Below are 16,929 nucleotides of genomic sequence, written 5' to 3'. Positions count from 1 at the left end.
TGCCGTCGACAAAAACGCATCGGCTTCGGATCAACGAATCATGATTCGACGGCGGCACGGTAGGAGACAAGATGAACCTAGCACACCCGGGAACACCGACGGCCGGGCACGAAGTGGCCGGCGTTCGAATCCCGGTCACGTCCGTTGCGGTCGACGCCGCGGAAGCGGCGCGCGCGTCATTGCCGGGCATCGTCGTCGATCATGCGAGCCGCGTGTTCGTGCTCGCATCGCTGGCTGCGCGCCGGGAGGACCATACGTACGATGCCGATACGTTGTACGTGGCTGCGATGTACGCAAACATGGGGTTGAGCGCGGCGTATTGCCGATCGACCGCACGCTACGAACTCGACAGTGCGGATGCCGCGAGCGCGCTTCTGTTGCGCCATGACATGCCGCAACGCGTGCGGGACGACGTCTGGCGAGCCGTGGCGCTGCATACGACGCCCGGTATTTCGGCACGCTTGTCGCCGCTCGCACGCGTGCTGGCGGCGGCCGTGTCCACCGATCTGATGGGAACCGATCTCGACACCTACTCGGCGGCCGAGCGCGACGCGTTGCTTGCTGCCTATCCGCGTGGCGATGGATTCAGCGAGGCCATGCTCGACGCGATCGCGCGTGGCGTCGCGCACCGCCCGGCGTCGACGTTCGGCACCTGGAGTGCGGACGTGCTCGACCGGATCGATCCCGAGTTTCACCGGCCGAACTTCTGCGGACGGGTGCTCGGCTCGCGCTGGGACGATGCCTGAAGGCTAAGGCCCGCCATGTCGGGTTCGATCTTGCCCGGCAATGATGCGCGGTCGGGCCCGGAACCGGTCCGGCGCCCGACCGCTGGCATGGCCGGCGCTCAGGCCACTTCGTGGCGCGCGTAATCGACGTAGCCGCTGCGGTCTCCGCCATACCAGCCGATGGTTTGCGGTGCCGCCAACGGAGCATTGGCCGCGATGCGCTCGACGAGATCGGGGTTGGCGATATACGCGCGTGCGAATGCGACGAGATCCACATCGCCGGCCGCGATCAGCCGGTCCGCGGCATCGGGCGAAATGCCGCCGTTGACGATCAGCGTGCCGCGGAACGTTTCGCGTGCATGCTCGATGATCCGGGGCAGATCCGGCTCGCCGCTCCAGCCGTTGGTGTCGGCCGCGTGCAGATAGGCGACGCCGGCCTCGTCGAGCATGCGGCCGACGTAGCCGTAGGTCGTGTCGGGATCGGCATCGCGGACGTTGTTGTATTTCGCGTAGGGCGAGATGCGCACGCCGACCCGACTCAAGGGCATCACGCTGCCGACAGCGGCGACGATTTCCTCCAGGAAGCGTGCACGGTTGGCGACGGAGCCGCCATAGCGATCGTCGCGATGGTTCAGCGTCGAAGAAAGAAACTGATGCGGCAGGTAGCCGTTGGCCGCATGAATCTCGACGCCGTCGAACCCGGCCGCAGCCGCGTGGGCGGCCGCGCGACGGAATTCGTCGACGGTTTCGACGACTTCGGCAGTCGTCATCGCACGAGACGGCGTTGCATGGATCTTCGTGTAGTACCCGTTCTGCAACTGGGCCCAGACCTGCAGTTGCTCGAGGTCGTCGTTCACGCCCGACGGCGACAGCGGCGCCTGGCCGCCGAGCAGCGTCATCGAGCCGACGCGCCCGCCGTGCCAGAGCTGCGCGAAGATGCGGCCGCCATTCGCATGGACGGCATCCGTGACTTTCCGCCAGCCTGCGGCCTGCGCGTCGGTGATGAGGCCCGGCGTGAGTTCGAACGAAGCGGAGGCCGGGCTGACGTTGGTCGCCTCGGTCACGATCAGTCCGGCCGACGCGCGCTGCGCGTAGTACTCGACCATGAGGTCGGTCGGGAGGCCGTGTTGTGGCGCGCGGGAGCGGGTCATCGGCCCCATTACGACGCGGTTTGACAGCGAGAGGCCACGAAGATCGTAGTCGTTGAGCAAGGTGGACATGATGGCGTTCCTTTCAGGTTGGGCAGACGCATGCGGCGAGCGCCTCGACGTCATGCGATGGCGATCGTGAGTGCCGCGAGACGATGCAAGGGCGGTGCCGGCAGGCTTCGCGCAAAGCGCTGCCGGCTCCGGTTCAGGCCTGCGCGTGACGCTCGGCGTGCGGGCGTCCGATTGCGAGGTAGTGGGCGAGCGCGATGATCGGGAATACCGCCGCGACCGCGGCGACGAGCGGCCAGCCGCCGCGTTCGTACAACGGGCTCGCCAGCGCCGAGCCGATCGCACCGCCGACGAAGATGCTCGTCATGTAGAGCGCATTGAGCCGGTTGCGGCTCGCCGCATGCAGCGCGTAGATTTCGCGCTGGCCGAGCACCATGCTCATCTGCACCGCGAAATCGAGCACGATGCCGGTGACGACGAGACCATACAGCCCCGCACCATGGATCAACGCCACGGCATACGAGAGCGTGCCGGCGACCAGCGCGATCAGCGTCGCGCGGACGGTATGGCCGGCGTCCGCCAGACGGCCGGCCACGGGCGCCGACGTCGCGCCGATCGCGCCGACGAGGGCGAACAGCCCGATAGCGGTTTGCGAGAGCCCGAAGTGGCGCGTCAACTCGACCGGGACGGCGGTCCAGAACAGGCTGAACGACGCGAACATCAGGCCTTGATAGAGCGCGCGATGGCGCAGCACCGGCATCGTGCGAACCAGATGCAGCAGCGAACCGATCAGTTCGAAATAGGTCGCCTTGTGTTCGGGCTGGCGCGACGGGATCGTCAGTGCGAGCACGACCGTCACGAGCGTCATCAGCACGGCGGCGCCGGCGAACACGAAGCGCCAGCCGAACGCGTCGGCGACCACGCTGGAGATCGGACGTGCCAGCAGGATCCCCAGCAGCAGTCCGCTCATGATCGTGCCGACCACGCGGCCACGCGAATGATCCGGTGCGAGATGGGCGGCGAGCGGGATCAGGATCTGGACGGCGACCGAGCTGAAGCCGATCAGCAGCGAAATCGCCAGGAACAGGCCCGGCGTCTGCACGAAGGCTGCGGCCGCGAGGCTCGCGATCGAGATGACGGCGGTGGTGATCATCAGCTTGCGGTTCTCGAGCAAGTCGCCGAGCGGCACGATGAAGAACAGGCCGAATGCGTAGCCGATTTGCGTCAGCGAGACGATGAGACTCGCCGTTTCGCTGGACATGTGCAGGCGCGGGGCGATCAGTTCGGTGATCGGTTGCGCGTAGTACAGGTTGGCGACGATCGCGCCGCAACTGAATGCGAAGAGCAGGATCAGCCCCTGCGTGAGCTTCACGGCGTGTCCGCTTGCCGCGAGCGAAGTTGAATCTGCTGACATGGTCGACTCCTGGAATGATTGATGCCGGAATGCCCGGACCTCGGTCGTATCGGGCGTTCCGATTGCGTTGCGTTGCGGAAGACGTCGCTGCACATGCCTGCCGCATTGACGACAATCTTATTGATCGATCGATAACATCGGAATACCCGCACCGCGCAATCGAGCATTGCGCGTCACGCAAAGGGGGCGGAACGCTCCCACGTCATAGGCGGACGCAACGCGAAGGAAACGCAGGCGCCTGACCCGTCGATTCGACGCCATGAACGTGGTGCCCGATGCGTTCCAGTCTGTCGGGTGGCGGCTGAAATGTCCCAGGCGAGGTCTTAATTCCCGCTATTTGCCTGCTTGCATGGCCTGATAGATCGTCGGCAACGCGGTTCAGAACGATTCAGCGACGATTCAGCGCGATGGCTCGTGCGATCGACTACGCTTTCGGCAGGCAAAGAACCGAATTTGACGCATCCACCGGGAATTGATCATGAAGAGAAACAGAACACCTGTCCTGACGGCGATGCTGGCTGCCTTTGCGTTGAGCGGGGTCCCGCTACATGCGGCGGCACAGATTGCGGGCGCGCAGCCGATAGGAATAAGCGTTTCGGAAGCCGAACTGATCGTTCGCGGGTGGAGCGTCAAGAAGTCGTTTCTCGGCAAGCCCGTCGTCAACGACAGCGGCCAGACGATCGGTGTCGTGCACGACATCATCATCGCGCCGGACGCGTCGGCGTCGTTCGTGATCGTCGCGGCGCATCAGTTCGCCGGGATTTCGCAGCACGACGTCGCCGTGCCGGTCGGCCAGCTTGATTTCGTCGACGGGAAACTGACGCTCGCGGGCGGCACGCGCGAAGCGATCAAGGCCATGCCGGCATTCCAGTATGCGCGCGTGCGGGCTTTGCCTGTCGCGCGATCGGCCTACCCGCATCACTGAGCTGCACGGGAGCGGGGCGGCCGGTTCGCATTTGCGCGACGGCTGGCCGCGCCGTTCCGGCAGTTCAACAGCGCTTGCCCTGCAGCGTGGGAATCTGAGCGTACAGATCGGCGAGCCAGTCGACGAACAGCTTCAGTTTCGCCGGCATGTGGCGATTCGGCGGATACAGCACGGAAATCGGGCGGGGCGGCGAGTTATAGGCGACCAGGACTTCGCGCAGCTGGCCGGCCGCAAGATACGGCTCGACCAGATAGAGCGAAGTCTTGATCAGGCCGATGCCCGCGGCGCCACACGCGATGTACGTGTCGGCGTCGTTGACGGCGACGGTGCCGCACATCTGCACCACCTGCGTTTCGCCGTCCACGATGTATTCCCACATGCGCGGCCGCCCGGTATCGGCCGACACGTGGCTGACCGCGACGTGTCGGGTGAGATCGTCGATCGTTTCCGGCTCGCCGTAGCGTTCGAGGTAGGCGGGGGATGCGCACGTGCAGGTCGTGAGGCTGCCGATCCGCTTCGCGATCATCCCGGAATCGTCGAGCGCGCCGATCCGTACGACGCAGTCGACGCCTTCGCCGACGAGGTCGATCTGGCGATCCGTCGCACCGAGTTCGATCGAGATATCGGGGTTGGCTTCAAGGAACGCCGGCAGGACGGGTGCCACGACCTGTTTTGCCATCGCCGGCGGCAGGTTGACCCGGATGCGCCCGCGCGGCGAGCTGCGCGAGTGCGACATCGACGCCTCCATGTCGTCGATTTCGCGCAGCACGGCGACGCAGCGCTCGTAGTACTGGCGCCCGTCCTCGGTCAGCGAGAGCCTGCGCGTGGTGCGGTTCAGCAAGCGGCAGCCGAGGTGCTGTTCGAGCCCGCGCAGCAGTGCGGAGACCCGCGGCACCGTGTGTCCCGACGTATCGGACGCCCGCGTGAGGCTGCCCGTTTCGACAATCCGCGCGAATACGCGCATCGAAAGAAGTGTATCCATGCGTTGCCTGTTTCCTTCTGGTGAGTCGTCGGCGCCGGTCGTGGCCGGCGTGTCGTTGCGCCGGCCGTCTATGCGTCGATACGGGCCCTGAGCTTGTCGCCGGCAAACGGCATTTCGCGCATGCGCTGGCCGGTCGCGTCGAAGATCGCATTGGCGAGCGCGCCGGCGGTCGGTCCCATCGACGCTTCGGCCGCACCGAGAAACGGTGCGCCGGGGCGATTGATCAGGTGGACCTTCAGGCTTTCCGGCGCGGCCGAGAAACGCAGGATCGGATAGCTGCTCCAGTCGAAGCTGCGGATGCGCTGCGTATCGTATTTCAGCTCCTCGTACAGCGTCCAGCTCGCGGCCTGGATGATGCCGCCCTCGATCTGGTTGCGGATACCGTCCGGTGACACAACCTGACCGGCATCGACAGCGACCTCCGCGCGATCGAGAATCACCTGTCCGGTTTCCGGCACGACGGTGATTTCAACCGCCATCGCGACATAGGCCATCAGGTTCTTGTACTTGCCGAACGCGAACCCGACACCGCGGTTGCGTGCGCGAGGCGGCCGCGGCCATCCGAAGTGAGACGCGACGAGCCGGATCACCTGCTGCGCGCGGTGATCCTGCATGTGACGCAGACGGAATTCGACCGGATCGACGCCGGCGGCGTGTGCGAGCTCGTCCATGAAGCTCTCGATTGCCCACACGTTCGTATGCGCGCCGAGCGAGCGCATCGCCGATGTCTGCAGCGGCATCGTCGGCGAGAAGTGATTGACGATGTGCATGTTCGGCAACGCATACAGCGGAATCGCGTTGCGGTCGCCGCCGCCCTCGGGTTGCAGCATCGGCGTCGACGGCGCGGGCACGAACGGCGGCTCGATCATTCTCGCGGGCAGCAAGCGGCCGGCGTTGACGATCCGCTCGTTATGCGAGCTGCTCCACAGCGCGTATTTCCAGTCGACGATATGACCGGTCGCGTCGAGCGATGCACTGACTTCGGTGACCATTGCCGGCGTGAAGTGGTCCCACGTGTGTTCCTGTTCGCGCATCCACTGAACGCGGATCGGCTGGCCGGGCATCGCGGCGGCGATCAGCGCCGCGTGCGCGGCCGCGTCGTCCGCGCCGTTGTGCCCGTAGCAGCCGGACCCTTCGGTGTGGATGCAGCGGACGTTCGGCTTCGGCATCGACAGCATCTCGGCGAGTGCATCGCGCAGCGGGTAAACGCCTTGAGAGTGGGTCCAGACGGTCAGGATGCCCTTGTCGAGCAGCGCGACCGAGCAGGACGGCCCGATCGAGCCGTGCAGCAGGTAATTCTTCAGGAAGGTCGCCGTCAGCGTCTTCGTTGCCGGCGCGGTAGACGCGTGCGTATTCGCGATCTCGATGTTCTGCACGGCGATGTGCTTCAGGTCTTCATGAACCGTCGCGCGATCCGGCAGCGGGCGGCCTGCCGACCACTGGCTGCTGGCGGCGAGCGCGCGCTGCGCGACGACTGCCTGCCATTCGCCGCGTGCGACGACCGCGAGCATGCTGCCGTTGCGGACGATCTTGACGACACCCGGCATCTTCAGGATCGTCGCCTCGTCGAACGACTGCAGCTTCGCGTCGTAGACGGGCGGCATGACGACCCGCGCATGCAGCATGCCCGGCAGCGCCATGTCCTGCACATAGCTGACACCGCCGGTGACCTTGTTCGGAATGTCGACCCGCGGGAGCGACGTACCGATCACCTTGAAGGTGGCGGGATCCTTCAACGGCGATGTCGGCGACGCGTTGCGATGCAGGTCGACCATCCGCACCGCGTCGCCATAGCGCATCGTGCGCCCGTCCGGTGCCTTGATGACGGCATCGGCGACACTCAACAGGCGCGCTTCGACGCCGAATTGCTTCGCGGCGGCGTCGACCAGCAGCCCGCGCACCTGAGCCGCGGCGTTCAGCAGCGCGGAGCCGCTGTCGGCCATCGTGTGGCTGCCGGCCGTCAGGCCTTCGTCCGGCGAGGCGCCGGTGTCCGCCGTCAGGAAGGTGATCAGCGATGGCGTCATGTCGAGTTCTTCGGCGGCGACTTGCAGCAGCGCCGTGCGTACACCGGTGCCGAGCTCGACCTTGCCGGTAAACACGGTGACCTTGCCTTCCGGCGTGATCTTGATCCATGCATCGAGCAACGGGTTGGTCTTCAGGCTGCCGGCGAGCGTTTCGGTTGCCTTCCCGACACGGACCGCGGCGCCTTCGTCGGCGATGACGACGTCCGCGAGTGCGCGAGCGGCCGGCGCGAGGCTGAAGGCGACGAACAACGCCCCCGACACCATGAAGTGACGGCGGCTTTCATCGATGTCGTCTTGATGGTTCATCAGAGGCCTTTTCTGATCATGACCGGAGCGTCGGCCGGTTCGGGGTCCGGCAGGCCGGCGACCTGGCGCACGGCCGCGAGGATCCGCAGATGGGTGCCGCAGCGGCACAGATTCGGTTCCATGTGGGTGCGCAGCTCGCGTTCGGTCGGTTTCGGGTTGCGTTCGAGCAGGGCCTGAGCGCGCATGATCATGCCGGCGATGCAATAACCGCACTGCGCGGCCTGGTGATCCATGAACGCCCGCTGCAGCCGCCCCGGATGCTCGGCGGTGCCGAGGCTTTCGATGGTTCTGACCGCGCGCTGCCCGATCGACGCGACCGGAATCAGGCACGAGAACATCGGTTTGTCGTCGACGATGACGGTGCAGGCGCCGCATTGTCCGAGACCGCAGCCGAACTTCGCGCCGTGCAGGTGAAGATCGTTGCGCAGCACGTAGAGCAGGGGCGTGGAGGGATCGATGTCCAGCGAGTGCCGGACGCCATTGACGGTGAGCGTAATCATCGCGCGCTGTCCTCTTTTCTGAGCTTGGCCGCCATCGCTTCGACGTCGTTCCATGCGGGGTGCCCGGAATACGTGCCGCGGATGTACGCGGCCAGATCGGCGATTTGCCGATCGTCGAACTGGTCGATGAAGGACGGCATGTAGTTGAGCGTGTCCTCGCCGTGCCAGCCGATTCCGTTGAACATCATCTGGATCGCGTTGCGCGGCGTGTCGGCATTGACGGCCGTGCTGAACGCGAGCGTCGGCCGCTCGCCGATCGACTGCATCGGCGACGCGGGCCCGTGGCATTGCGCGCACGATGCCTGGAACAGCACCGCGCCGCGCTGCGCGTCCGGCGACGTCGCGTGGTTGGCGACGGCCACGGGCGCGGGACGGGCGGCCGGTTTCTGGATCGAGAGAAGATACGTTGCGATGGCCTCGACGTCCTGGACCGGCACCGTTGCGAGATCTCGCGTGACGGGCAGCATCGGGCCGGCCGCCGCGCCGTGTTCGCTCGCGCGGCCGGTGCGCAGGTACGTGACGAGCTGCGCCCGGGTCCACGGGCGCGCCGCATGGCCGAGCGTGTTGAGCGGGGGCGCTTCCCAGCCGTCGACGATCCCGCCGTCGAACGCCTTTCCGGTTTGTTCCCCGCCAATCGCGTTCAGCGGCGAGTGACAGGACGCGCAATGGCCGAGGCCGTCGACCAGTTGCTTGCCACGGTTCCATTCGGTGGATTGCGCAGGATCGGGCCGGTACTCGCCCTGTTTCAGGAACAGGATGTTCCAGAATGCGACGGGCGGGCGGAAATTGAGCGGGAAGATCAGATCGTTCGCGGGCGCGGAAGCATGAACCGGCTCTCGGGTCATCAAGTACGCGTAGGCCGCGGCGATATCCTGATCGGACATGCGTGTGAAGTGGACGTACGGAAAAGCCGGATAGAGCTGATGCCCGTCGCGCGCGATCCCGCTGCGCAGCGCACGGGCGAATGCCTCCTGCGACCAGCGGCCGATGCCGGTATCGGGGTCGGGCGTGATGTTGGTTGCATAGATGGTGCCGAACGGCGTTGCGAGAGGCAGCCCGCCGGCGAACGGCTTGCCGTCCTTTGCCGTGTGACAGACGACGCAATCCCCGAGCGCGACGACCTTCGCGCCGGCGCGAACCTGTTCGCGATCGAATGAGGCTTGCGGTGGCGGTTCGATCGGTGCGATCGACGGCTCGAACATGATGCCGATGGCGATCGCGAGGCCGGCGAGCGCGAGCCCGGCGGCGCCGAACCAGAGTCGTTTATGTTTCATGCATGCTCCAGGCGATTCGATGCACGACGCGTCATGCCGGTCTCGCGTCGATTGAGCAGCGCACGCCGCTGATGCGATCGTCGCAACGGACGGACCGGCGCGCGCGTGCGTCGATCCGGTCGCGCGTGGCGACAGTCGGGGCGCGGCGGCAGCGATTGGCGGCGAAGCTCATGTGGGTGATCCCGGGAATGCGACCTGCATTGTGTTGCCGTACCTGCAAGGTCTGCGCGGCGGCTTATCCGGGCAGTCTAGGCAGGCACGTCGCGAAAGTCCTGAAGTCTCTCTGAAACGTTCTGAACCTGCGAGGGGAGCGGCGCGGCCGGATGCGACGAAAACATGTCCGTCGCGTGTCAGGCCGCACCGCTCCCGATCTCTGCGTCGATGTTACTTCTGGGAGATCGGCGCCGGTACCGGCGCGATAATCTCGTGCTGGTTCGTCGTGCGCTGCGGTGCCTTGTGGAGCATCGTGTACGCATAGTCGACACCCATCCCATACGCCCCCGAGTGCTCCTTGGCGATCGCCATGACTGCATCGTAGGTCTCGCGGCGGGCCCAGTCGCGCTGCCATTCGAGCAGCACCTGCTGCCAGGTCACCGGAACGACACCGGCCTGGATCATGCGCTGCATCGCGAAATCGTGGGCATCCTTCGACGTGCCGCCCGATGCATCGGCGACCATGTAGATCTCGTAGTCGCCTTCGAGCATCGCGCACAGTGCGAACGTGTTGTTGCAGACTTCCGTCCACAGGCCGGCCACGATGACCTTTTTGCGGCCGTTCTTCGCCAGCGCGTCGCGCACCTTCTGGTCGTCCCAGGAGTTCATCGACGTCCGCTCGAGCAGCGGATGATCCGGAAACACGTCGAGGAGTTCCGGAAACGCGTAGCCGGAGAAGCTTTCCGTTTCGACCGTCGTGATCGTGGTCGGGATGTCGAAGACCTTCGCGGCCTTGGCGAGCCCGACGACGTTGTTCTTCAGCGTCTGACGGTCGATCGACTGGACGCCCGCCGCCATCTGCGGCTGGAAGTCGATGAAAATGATCTGGCTGTTGCTGGGCGTCAAAACTTCAAGATTCGGGTTACGCATGATTCGATACCTCGACTGGACATTCAAGTAAGGCTGACGGCACCCGGTAACGGGATGCCGCTCAGTGTTCGGCAGACCGGACTCGATACGGAGAGGTCTGCCGTAACGACGAGTCTATGAAGATGAGCTCGATTTCCGTAAGTGAATTGTTCTGAATTCGTGTTTCGATCGTCATCGAATTCAGGCTGAATCGGGGTGGGCGAGTTGGCCAGCGGTTGTGGTGCCGGCGTGGTCAGGGCTCCTCACAGCGATTTGCCGAGGCCGAACGAGTTGGCCAATTCAGGTCCTTTCTGAAGCAGTGACGTGACTTCCGCGCGGCGATCCTTCGACCATCGGGCCAACTGCCGGGCGACGTCGATTGTGTTGGCGGGCAAGGATTCCGCGAGCGAGACCGCGTCGCCCGCGGCCTTCGACGTACCCGACGCCGTATGCGGGCGCACGGTGCAGGCGGCATCGCCGACGAGCGCGACGCGACCCTGCACGAAATCCGGGCTCAACGCATCGTAGATGGCCTGGACAAACGGGGCGCGCGTCGCCAGAACGAGTTGGGAGAGAAGCGCGGGCAGTCGTTCGCCGGCGAGCTGCCGGAGCGTCGAAACGGACGTATCGGAAAGCTGGCCGGGGTGTATCGATGCGTGATGGATTGTCCCGTCCCGATCGGTCAGATGGCTGCGCAGGGCCGTTGCATCGAATTCGTTGCGGTACCAGAGCCAGTTGAAGCGCCTGGCCCCCGGTTCGAGCGAGCCATCGAGGGCAGGGATCAGGAAGGCCATGAACAGCTCGCCCGGCGCCTTGTGAAGCGTCATGTTCTCGACCAGCGCGGCGATGGCGTCGGGATCGAAATCGGCTTCGTCGACGATGCCGCGCCAGGCGACATAACCGGCGAACGACGGCGCATGGCCGGGAAAGATTTGTGCACGAAGACCCGAGCCGGTACCGTCCGCGGCGATCAGCACGTCGGCGCGAATTCGTTGATCGCCGAGGTGAACGTCCACGCCTTCGGCGTCCTGCACGAATCCCGTGACCGAACGACCGTAATGAATGCGGCCTTGAGGCAGCGTGCCGCACAGCGAACGATAGACCGCATCCCATGACGAGAACGGCAGCATCTCCGGCTCGTCGCGGATGACGGTGCCATCGCGATCGATCCAGCGCCGGCGACGGGTCGGCACGCTGATCATGTCGCGGCAGTGGTGTCCGTGCTGCTCCAGGAACGCCATCATGCGGCGCAGGACCGCCACGCCGCCGCCCTGGCCGCGTAACGGTGTGGGCGAGCGTTCGTAGATCGCCACGTCGTGGCCGATACAGTCCAGCGTCAGGGCGGTGGCGAGGCCGGCGATCGATCCGCCGGCAATGACTACTTTCATCGTGGTCCTCTGGTGTCGACGGGTGCAATGCACGTTGCACGAACGTCGCCGTTTTCGGGCGCAAGCAGGGCCGCCGAAGAGGGGCGGCGCGCGGGCGAGCGAATCTGCGGGTTCGGGGCGCTTCGGAATGCGCCTGCATCAACGACCGGATCTTGCCACTGTCGGTCCGATCTCGCGCCGAGCGTGCATCCGCCCGGTCGATTCGATTGCCGTGACCGCGCGGACATGCACTAGACCCGCAGCAGTTTGCTCGCGTTGCCGCCGAGGATCATCGCGCGTTGCTCAGCGGTCAGATCGAGACGGTCGAGAAAACGCACGGGTTGTTCGTAGCCCATGTCGAAGCAGTAATCGCTGCCCAGTACCAGTCGGTCGATGCCGACGTTCTCCATCAGGAAGTTCAGGACGGCGCCGGAATGCGACACCGTGTCGTAGCTGAACCGTCGGAGGTAGCTGCTCGGTTTCTGCGCGAGCCGGCGCGTTTCCGGCCGCGCGGTCCAGCCCGCGTCCAGGCGGCCGGCCAGGATCGGCAGTGCGCCGCCCGCGTGCGGCAGCGTGACCTGCAGGGTCGGGTGGCGGTCGAGCACTCCGCCGAGAATCAGGTGCGATCCCGCAATCGCCGTATCGAACGGATTGCCGAGCAGGTTGCTCAGGTAGAAGTCGCCCAGCCTCGAGCCGCCGACCGTTTGCTGCGGGTGGAGAAACACGGGCAGATTCAGCTGTTCGATGCGCGCGAAAACGGGCGCGAACAGCGGATCGTCGAGGTCGCGGTTATCGATGTTCGTCCCCATGTATACCCCGCGAACGCCCGGTAGCTGCGACGCGCGTTCGAGTTCGTCGATGGCGTCGGTCGCGTTCAGCATCGGCAGGGTCGCGAGCACGACGAAGCGGGCCGGATGCTGGCGGTAGACGCTTGACGCCGCCGTGTTCCAGTCGCGCGCGAGCCTGGCGTTGAATTTGCGGTCGCCCCAGTACGCCATCGGCACGCTCAGCGACAGCGCCTGGATATCCACGCCCGACGCATCCATGTCCTTCAGTCGTTCGTCGACATGGATGAACTTCATCGGCAACGGGCCGAGACCGCCCGCCGGTGTCCGGAACGTGAACGACGTGTCGTCGCACGTGAACGATCCGCCGAACGGCTTTCCCTCGCCGCCCACCAGGTCGCAGAAGCTTTCGGGGTAGTAGTGCGCGTGAATGTCGATCGATCGAGTGCGATGCGGCGCAAGAACCGTCGCCGGGCGCTCGGGCTCGACCGCTGCGGACGGGCGCGCGGCAACCGCCGCACCCGCCATCGCGGCGAACGCACCGAGCAGCCGGCGGCGGGCAGGCGACAGGCAACAGGCGCACTGCATCGTGGTGTCTCCACGTGTTTTCATGTTTTTCTCCTGGTCGATTCAGCCGCGCTGTGTCATGCCCATTTCGCACTCGACGAGTTGCGTATCGAACATCGTGCGTTCGTGCCTGGCACGGGCCGAGCGGTCCGTGACGGAGAACACGAAGATTCCGGCGAACGCAACCGCCATCGAGAACAGCGCGGGGTATTCGTACGGATAAAGCGCATGCGGATGACCCAGAACCTGCACCCAGACCGTCGGGCTCAGGATCGTCAGCGTGACGGCGGTGGCGAGACCGAGCAGCCCGCCGGCGACGGCGCCCCGTGTCGTCAGGCCGCGCCAATAGACCGAAAGCAGCAACACCGGGAAGTTCGAACTCGCGGCGATCGAGAACGTGAGACTGACGATGAATGCGATGTTCTGCTTTTCGAAGGCGATGCCGAGCACGACCGCCAGCACGCCGAGCACGAGCGTGGTCATGCGTGCGACGCGCATTTCGTCGCGATCGGACGCGTGGCCGCGGCGCAGGACATTCGCATAGAGATCGTGCGAAATCGCCGACGAGCCGGCCAGCGTCAGGCCGGCGACCACCGCGAGTATGGTCGAGAACGCCACCGCGCAGATGAAGCCGAGGAAGAGGTTGCCGCCAACCGCGTGCGCGAGATGGATCGCCACCATGTTGACGCCGCCGATGACGGCGCCCGACGCGTCGTGATACTGCGGATCCGACGTGACCAGCGCGATCGTTCCGAAACCGATGACGATGATCAACGCATAGCCGACGCCGACGATGCCGGTTGCGTAGAGGATGCTCTTGCGCGCGGCCTTGACGTCGCCGACCGTGAAGAAGCGCATCAGGATGTGGGGCAGGCCGGCGGTGCCGAAAATCAGCGCGAGGCCGAGCGACACGGCGGAGACCGGGTCCGAAACGAGGCCGCCCGGCCGCATGATGGCCGCGTGTTTCGGGTGTTCGAGAATGGCCTGGGAAAAAAGCGCGTTCAGGCTGAAGCCGAAATGGTTCAACACCATCAGCGCCATGAACGCGGCCCCCGCGAGCAGCAGGACCGCCTTGACGATCTGTATCCAGGTGGTCGCCAGCATGCCGCCGAAGAACACATAGACGACCATCAGCAAGCCGACGATCAGCACCGCGACCGTGTAGTTCAGGCCGAACAGCAACTCGACCAGCTTGCCCGCGCCGACCATCTGGGACACGAGGTACAGGAGCACGATGACGACCGAGCTCGACGCCGCGAACGCGCGGATCGGTCGCTGCCGAAGGCGGTAGGACACGACGTCCGCCAGCGTGTATTTGCCGAGGTTGCGCAGCGGTTCGGCGATGAGAAACAGGATGATCGGCCAGCTCGCGAGAAAGCCGATGGAGTAGATCAGGCCGTCGTAGCCGCTGGTGAAGACGAGCGCGGAGATGCCGAGCAGCGAAGCGGCCGACATGTAGTCGCCGGCGATCGCCCAGCCGTTCTGGAACGCGGTGATCTTGCCTCCGGCGGCATAGTGGTCGGCCACGCTGTGGTTCTTGCGCGCGGCCCAGCGCGTGATGACGAGCGTCGACGCGACGAACAGCAGAAACATGCCGATCGCGATCGGGTTGTGTCCATGCACGGCCGATGCCGGACCGGCTGCGACGGCCGGGAACGCCGCGAGTGCGGCTGCGGCCCCGGGAAACAGGCGCTTCATGGCTGATCTCCCTGGCGAATCGCCGCGACGCCTGCATCGTGCACGGTGTTGGCCCGGAACACATAGACGGCGACCAGCGCGAACGTGACGGCGAACATGCCGAAGCCGACGGGGATGCCCCAGGTAGTCGGCCGGCCCTGGACGATCGGTTCGCCGAGCAGCCGCGGCGAGAACGCGAGCGTGAGGATGAAGGCGAAATAGATGCCGAGCATCACGGTCGTCAGCAGCCACGCGAACGCGCGGCGTTTTCTGACCAGATGGCGGAAACGCGGGTCGCTCAGCAGCGGGTGCGTCGAGGCAGCCGGCGTTTCCATGTTCATGGCGGCGCCGGCGGCGGCCGGGATCGAATGGTTCACGATGTCTCCTTGATGTCGAGGTGTGCGGATGGCGCGCGGGAGCGACGGCCGGCACTCCCCGGGGCGCGATCAGAAGCTGGGCGGAACGGCGGTTTCGCGCATGACGACTTCCGGCGTCCGGTAGCGCTCGGCCATCTCGCGCTCGGTGTCGTTCTTGAGTTGCGCCTGCATGTAAGCGCCGAGGTGGCGCGCATGCCGGACAATGGCCGTTCCGAATTGCGTGCGCACTTCGCTGTATTCCGATAGCGCGTCGAGCGTGTCGCTGCGTGTCGCGAGCGCCGACACGAGTGCCATCGCATCGCCGGCTGCCTTGGTGACGCCCATCCCGCAGTGCGGACGCGCCACGAACGCGGCGTCGCCGAGCAGTGCGATCCGGCCGAACGCCATCCGTGGAACTTCGAGATCGTAGATCGGCTGGAACAGCGGCTGGTTTGCCCGCGACACGACCTCGGCGAACTGCGGCGCGAGCAGTGCGTCCGCGGCCTCTTCGACGTCGGCGAGCACGTCGCGCCGGATCAGCGCGGGCGGGATGCCGCCGTTCCATTGCTTGCCGGTGGCGTCGGTCAACAGGTTCGGCAGGTCGGTATCGGCGCTGGTGGCCCGATACCACACGAAGTTGTAGCGCCGCTCGCCGCGCTTCGTGCTGTTGCCCTGGCCCGCGACGGGGTAGCCGAGGATTTGTTCGCGAGGCGGCAGGCCGAACGCGAAATGCTCGAAGAGCGCCGCGTGCGTCGCCGCCGACAGATCGGCTTCGTCGACGAGGCCGCGCCATGCCACGTAACCCGCATACTGCAGACCGGCTTCCGGCAGCAGCTTCTCGCGCACCGCCGAACGGAATCCGTCCGCGGCGATGACCAGGTCGGCATGCACGACCGAGCCGTCGGACAGCGTGACTGCGGCGCGCTGCGGCCCGTCGGTTACATCGGTGACGATCGCGCCGGCGTGATAGTGCTGGCTCGGCAGTGCGGAACGCAGTACGTGATACATCTTGCTCCACGCGGTCAGCGTCTGCGGCAAACGGCGCTCGGAGGCGACCGAGCCATCCTGCGCGAGCGTGATGCGCGATTCGACTTTCACGCCGATCGATTCGTCGATGCGAACGCCCGCGGCGAGCAGCACTTCGAACAACTCGGGGTGGGTGACGATGCCCGCGCCGCGGCCGGACAGTTCTTCGGGAACGCGTTCGAAGACGTCCACGTCCCAGCCGTTGCGCAGCAGGAGATTGGCGGCAAAGAGTCCGCCCAGCGAACCGCCGATGATGGCGGCTTTCCGGTTCGTCGAAGTGCGGGTGTGCATGTCAGCCTTCCTGTTTTTCGATGCCGCGCGCCGCTGCTGCTTCAGGGGCGCTCAGGTGAGCAACCTCCGCGGCCGGGTAATTGAGTTCGATCGTGACGCCGGACGGATCCTCGATGAAGACCTGGTGCAGTCCGAGGCTCGGCACGGTGCGATCGCGCCATGCGATGTGCTCGGCGCGCAGCGTGCGCCACATCGCCTCGACGCCGGTCGCCAGGAACGCGATGTGGTCGACCGTGCCGGTGCCGGCCGCCGGCAGGTCCTTGTCGCCGAGATAGGCGGCGAGGCCCTCGGGGTTGTCCGGGTCGATGCCGATGATGTGAACGGTTCCGAAATCGGCTTCGTCGTCGCCCTTGTAGAGCCATGCGCCGGGAAAATCGAACGGCGGCCGGTAGCCGCGCCTGAAGCCGAGGACGCGTTCGTAGAACCGGCATGATTTCTCGAGATCGAGCGTACGTATCGAGTAGTGGGCAAGTCGGGTGACAGGCATCAGG

General features: G+C 65.7%; 15 protein-coding genes. 2 read left to right on the top strand and 13 right to left on the bottom strand.

From position 1 onward, the window contains the following. The first annotated feature begins 71 nt into the window (after window positions 1-71). A complete protein-coding gene (locus BFF94_RS10795; protein WP_128848040.1) occupies window positions 72-746 on the top strand; it encodes a phosphohydrolase in 675 nt (224 codons plus the stop codon). 98 nt (window positions 747-844) lie between these two features. Here BFF94_RS10795 and BFF94_RS10790 read toward each other — a convergent pair whose 3' ends face one another. Continuing rightward, the gene (locus BFF94_RS10790; RefSeq protein WP_128848043.1) at window positions 845-1,945 is read right to left on the bottom strand and encodes an alkene reductase; all 1,101 of its coding nucleotides are present in this window, start codon (window positions 1,943-1,945) and stop codon (window positions 845-847) included. A gap of 133 nt (window positions 1,946-2,078) precedes the next feature. Then, on the bottom strand, window positions 2,079-3,296 hold the full coding sequence (locus BFF94_RS10785) for an MFS transporter (protein ID WP_128848047.1): 1,218 nt from the start codon (window positions 3,294-3,296) through the stop codon (window positions 2,079-2,081). A 478-nt stretch (window positions 3,297-3,774) separates the two neighbouring features. On the opposite strand from BFF94_RS10785, the gene BFF94_RS10780 reads away from it, so the two are divergent. Continuing rightward, window positions 3,775-4,221: a PRC-barrel domain-containing protein gene (locus BFF94_RS10780; protein WP_372454174.1), complete on the top strand. Its 447-nt coding sequence runs from the start codon at window positions 3,775-3,777 to the stop codon at window positions 4,219-4,221. Between the two features lie 64 nt (window positions 4,222-4,285). Here BFF94_RS10780 and BFF94_RS10775 read toward each other — a convergent pair whose 3' ends face one another. The 11 genes from BFF94_RS10775 to BFF94_RS10725 form a co-directional block, all read right to left on the bottom strand. Next, window positions 4,286-5,203, bottom strand: coding sequence for a LysR family transcriptional regulator (locus BFF94_RS10775; RefSeq protein WP_128848050.1), 918 nt, complete (start codon window positions 5,201-5,203; stop codon window positions 4,286-4,288). 68 nt (window positions 5,204-5,271) lie between these two features. Continuing rightward, entirely contained in the window at window positions 5,272-7,533 is a 2,262-nt protein-coding gene (locus BFF94_RS10770; RefSeq protein WP_128848052.1) for a xanthine dehydrogenase family protein molybdopterin-binding subunit, read from the bottom strand. Further along, a complete protein-coding gene (locus BFF94_RS10765; RefSeq protein ID WP_128848054.1) occupies window positions 7,533-8,033 on the bottom strand; it encodes a (2Fe-2S)-binding protein in 501 nt (166 codons plus the stop codon). The genes BFF94_RS10770 and BFF94_RS10765 overlap by 1 nt, the downstream gene beginning before the upstream one ends. Continuing rightward, window positions 8,030-9,307: a c-type cytochrome gene (locus BFF94_RS10760; RefSeq protein WP_219139307.1), complete on the bottom strand. Its 1,278-nt coding sequence runs from the start codon at window positions 9,305-9,307 to the stop codon at window positions 8,030-8,032. Before BFF94_RS10760 ends, BFF94_RS10765 begins: the two co-directional genes overlap by 4 nt. 384 nt (window positions 9,308-9,691) lie before the next feature. After that, the gene (locus BFF94_RS10755) at window positions 9,692-10,390 is read right to left on the bottom strand and encodes a hydrolase (protein WP_128848059.1); all 699 of its coding nucleotides are present in this window, start codon (window positions 10,388-10,390) and stop codon (window positions 9,692-9,694) included. A 242-nt stretch (window positions 10,391-10,632) separates the two neighbouring features. Beyond that, window positions 10,633-11,757, bottom strand: coding sequence for an FAD binding domain-containing protein (locus BFF94_RS10750; protein ID WP_128848062.1), 1,125 nt, complete (start codon window positions 11,755-11,757; stop codon window positions 10,633-10,635). A 230-nt stretch (window positions 11,758-11,987) separates the two neighbouring features. After that, window positions 11,988-13,133 carry an amidohydrolase family protein gene (locus tag BFF94_RS10745; protein WP_246637269.1) on the bottom strand — a complete coding sequence of 382 codons (1,146 nt, stop codon included), beginning with the start codon at window positions 13,131-13,133 and terminating at the stop codon, window positions 11,988-11,990. An 18-nt stretch (window positions 13,134-13,151) separates the two neighbouring features. Next, a complete protein-coding gene (locus BFF94_RS10740) occupies window positions 13,152-14,786 on the bottom strand; it encodes a cation acetate symporter (protein ID WP_128848064.1) in 1,635 nt (544 codons plus the stop codon). Beyond that, a complete protein-coding gene (locus BFF94_RS10735; RefSeq protein ID WP_128848067.1) occupies window positions 14,783-15,142 on the bottom strand; it encodes a DUF485 domain-containing protein in 360 nt (119 codons plus the stop codon). Before BFF94_RS10735 ends, BFF94_RS10740 begins: the two co-directional genes overlap by 4 nt. A 69-nt stretch (window positions 15,143-15,211) precedes the next feature. Further along, the gene (locus BFF94_RS10730) at window positions 15,212-16,438 is read right to left on the bottom strand and encodes an FAD binding domain-containing protein (protein WP_128848069.1); all 1,227 of its coding nucleotides are present in this window, start codon (window positions 16,436-16,438) and stop codon (window positions 15,212-15,214) included. Between the two features lies 1 nt (window position 16,439). Beyond that, entirely contained in the window at window positions 16,440-16,925 is a 486-nt protein-coding gene (locus tag BFF94_RS10725) for a VOC family protein (protein ID WP_128848072.1), read from the bottom strand. Window positions 16,926-16,929 lie beyond the last annotated feature (4 nt).

It is taken from the genome of Burkholderia catarinensis (genome assembly GCF_001883705.2).
Lineage (GTDB): Bacteria > Pseudomonadota > Gammaproteobacteria > Burkholderiales > Burkholderiaceae > Burkholderia > Burkholderia catarinensis.
Note: the sequence above shows the minus strand (reverse complement) of the source record. Positions and strands in the feature narration are given on the sequence as shown.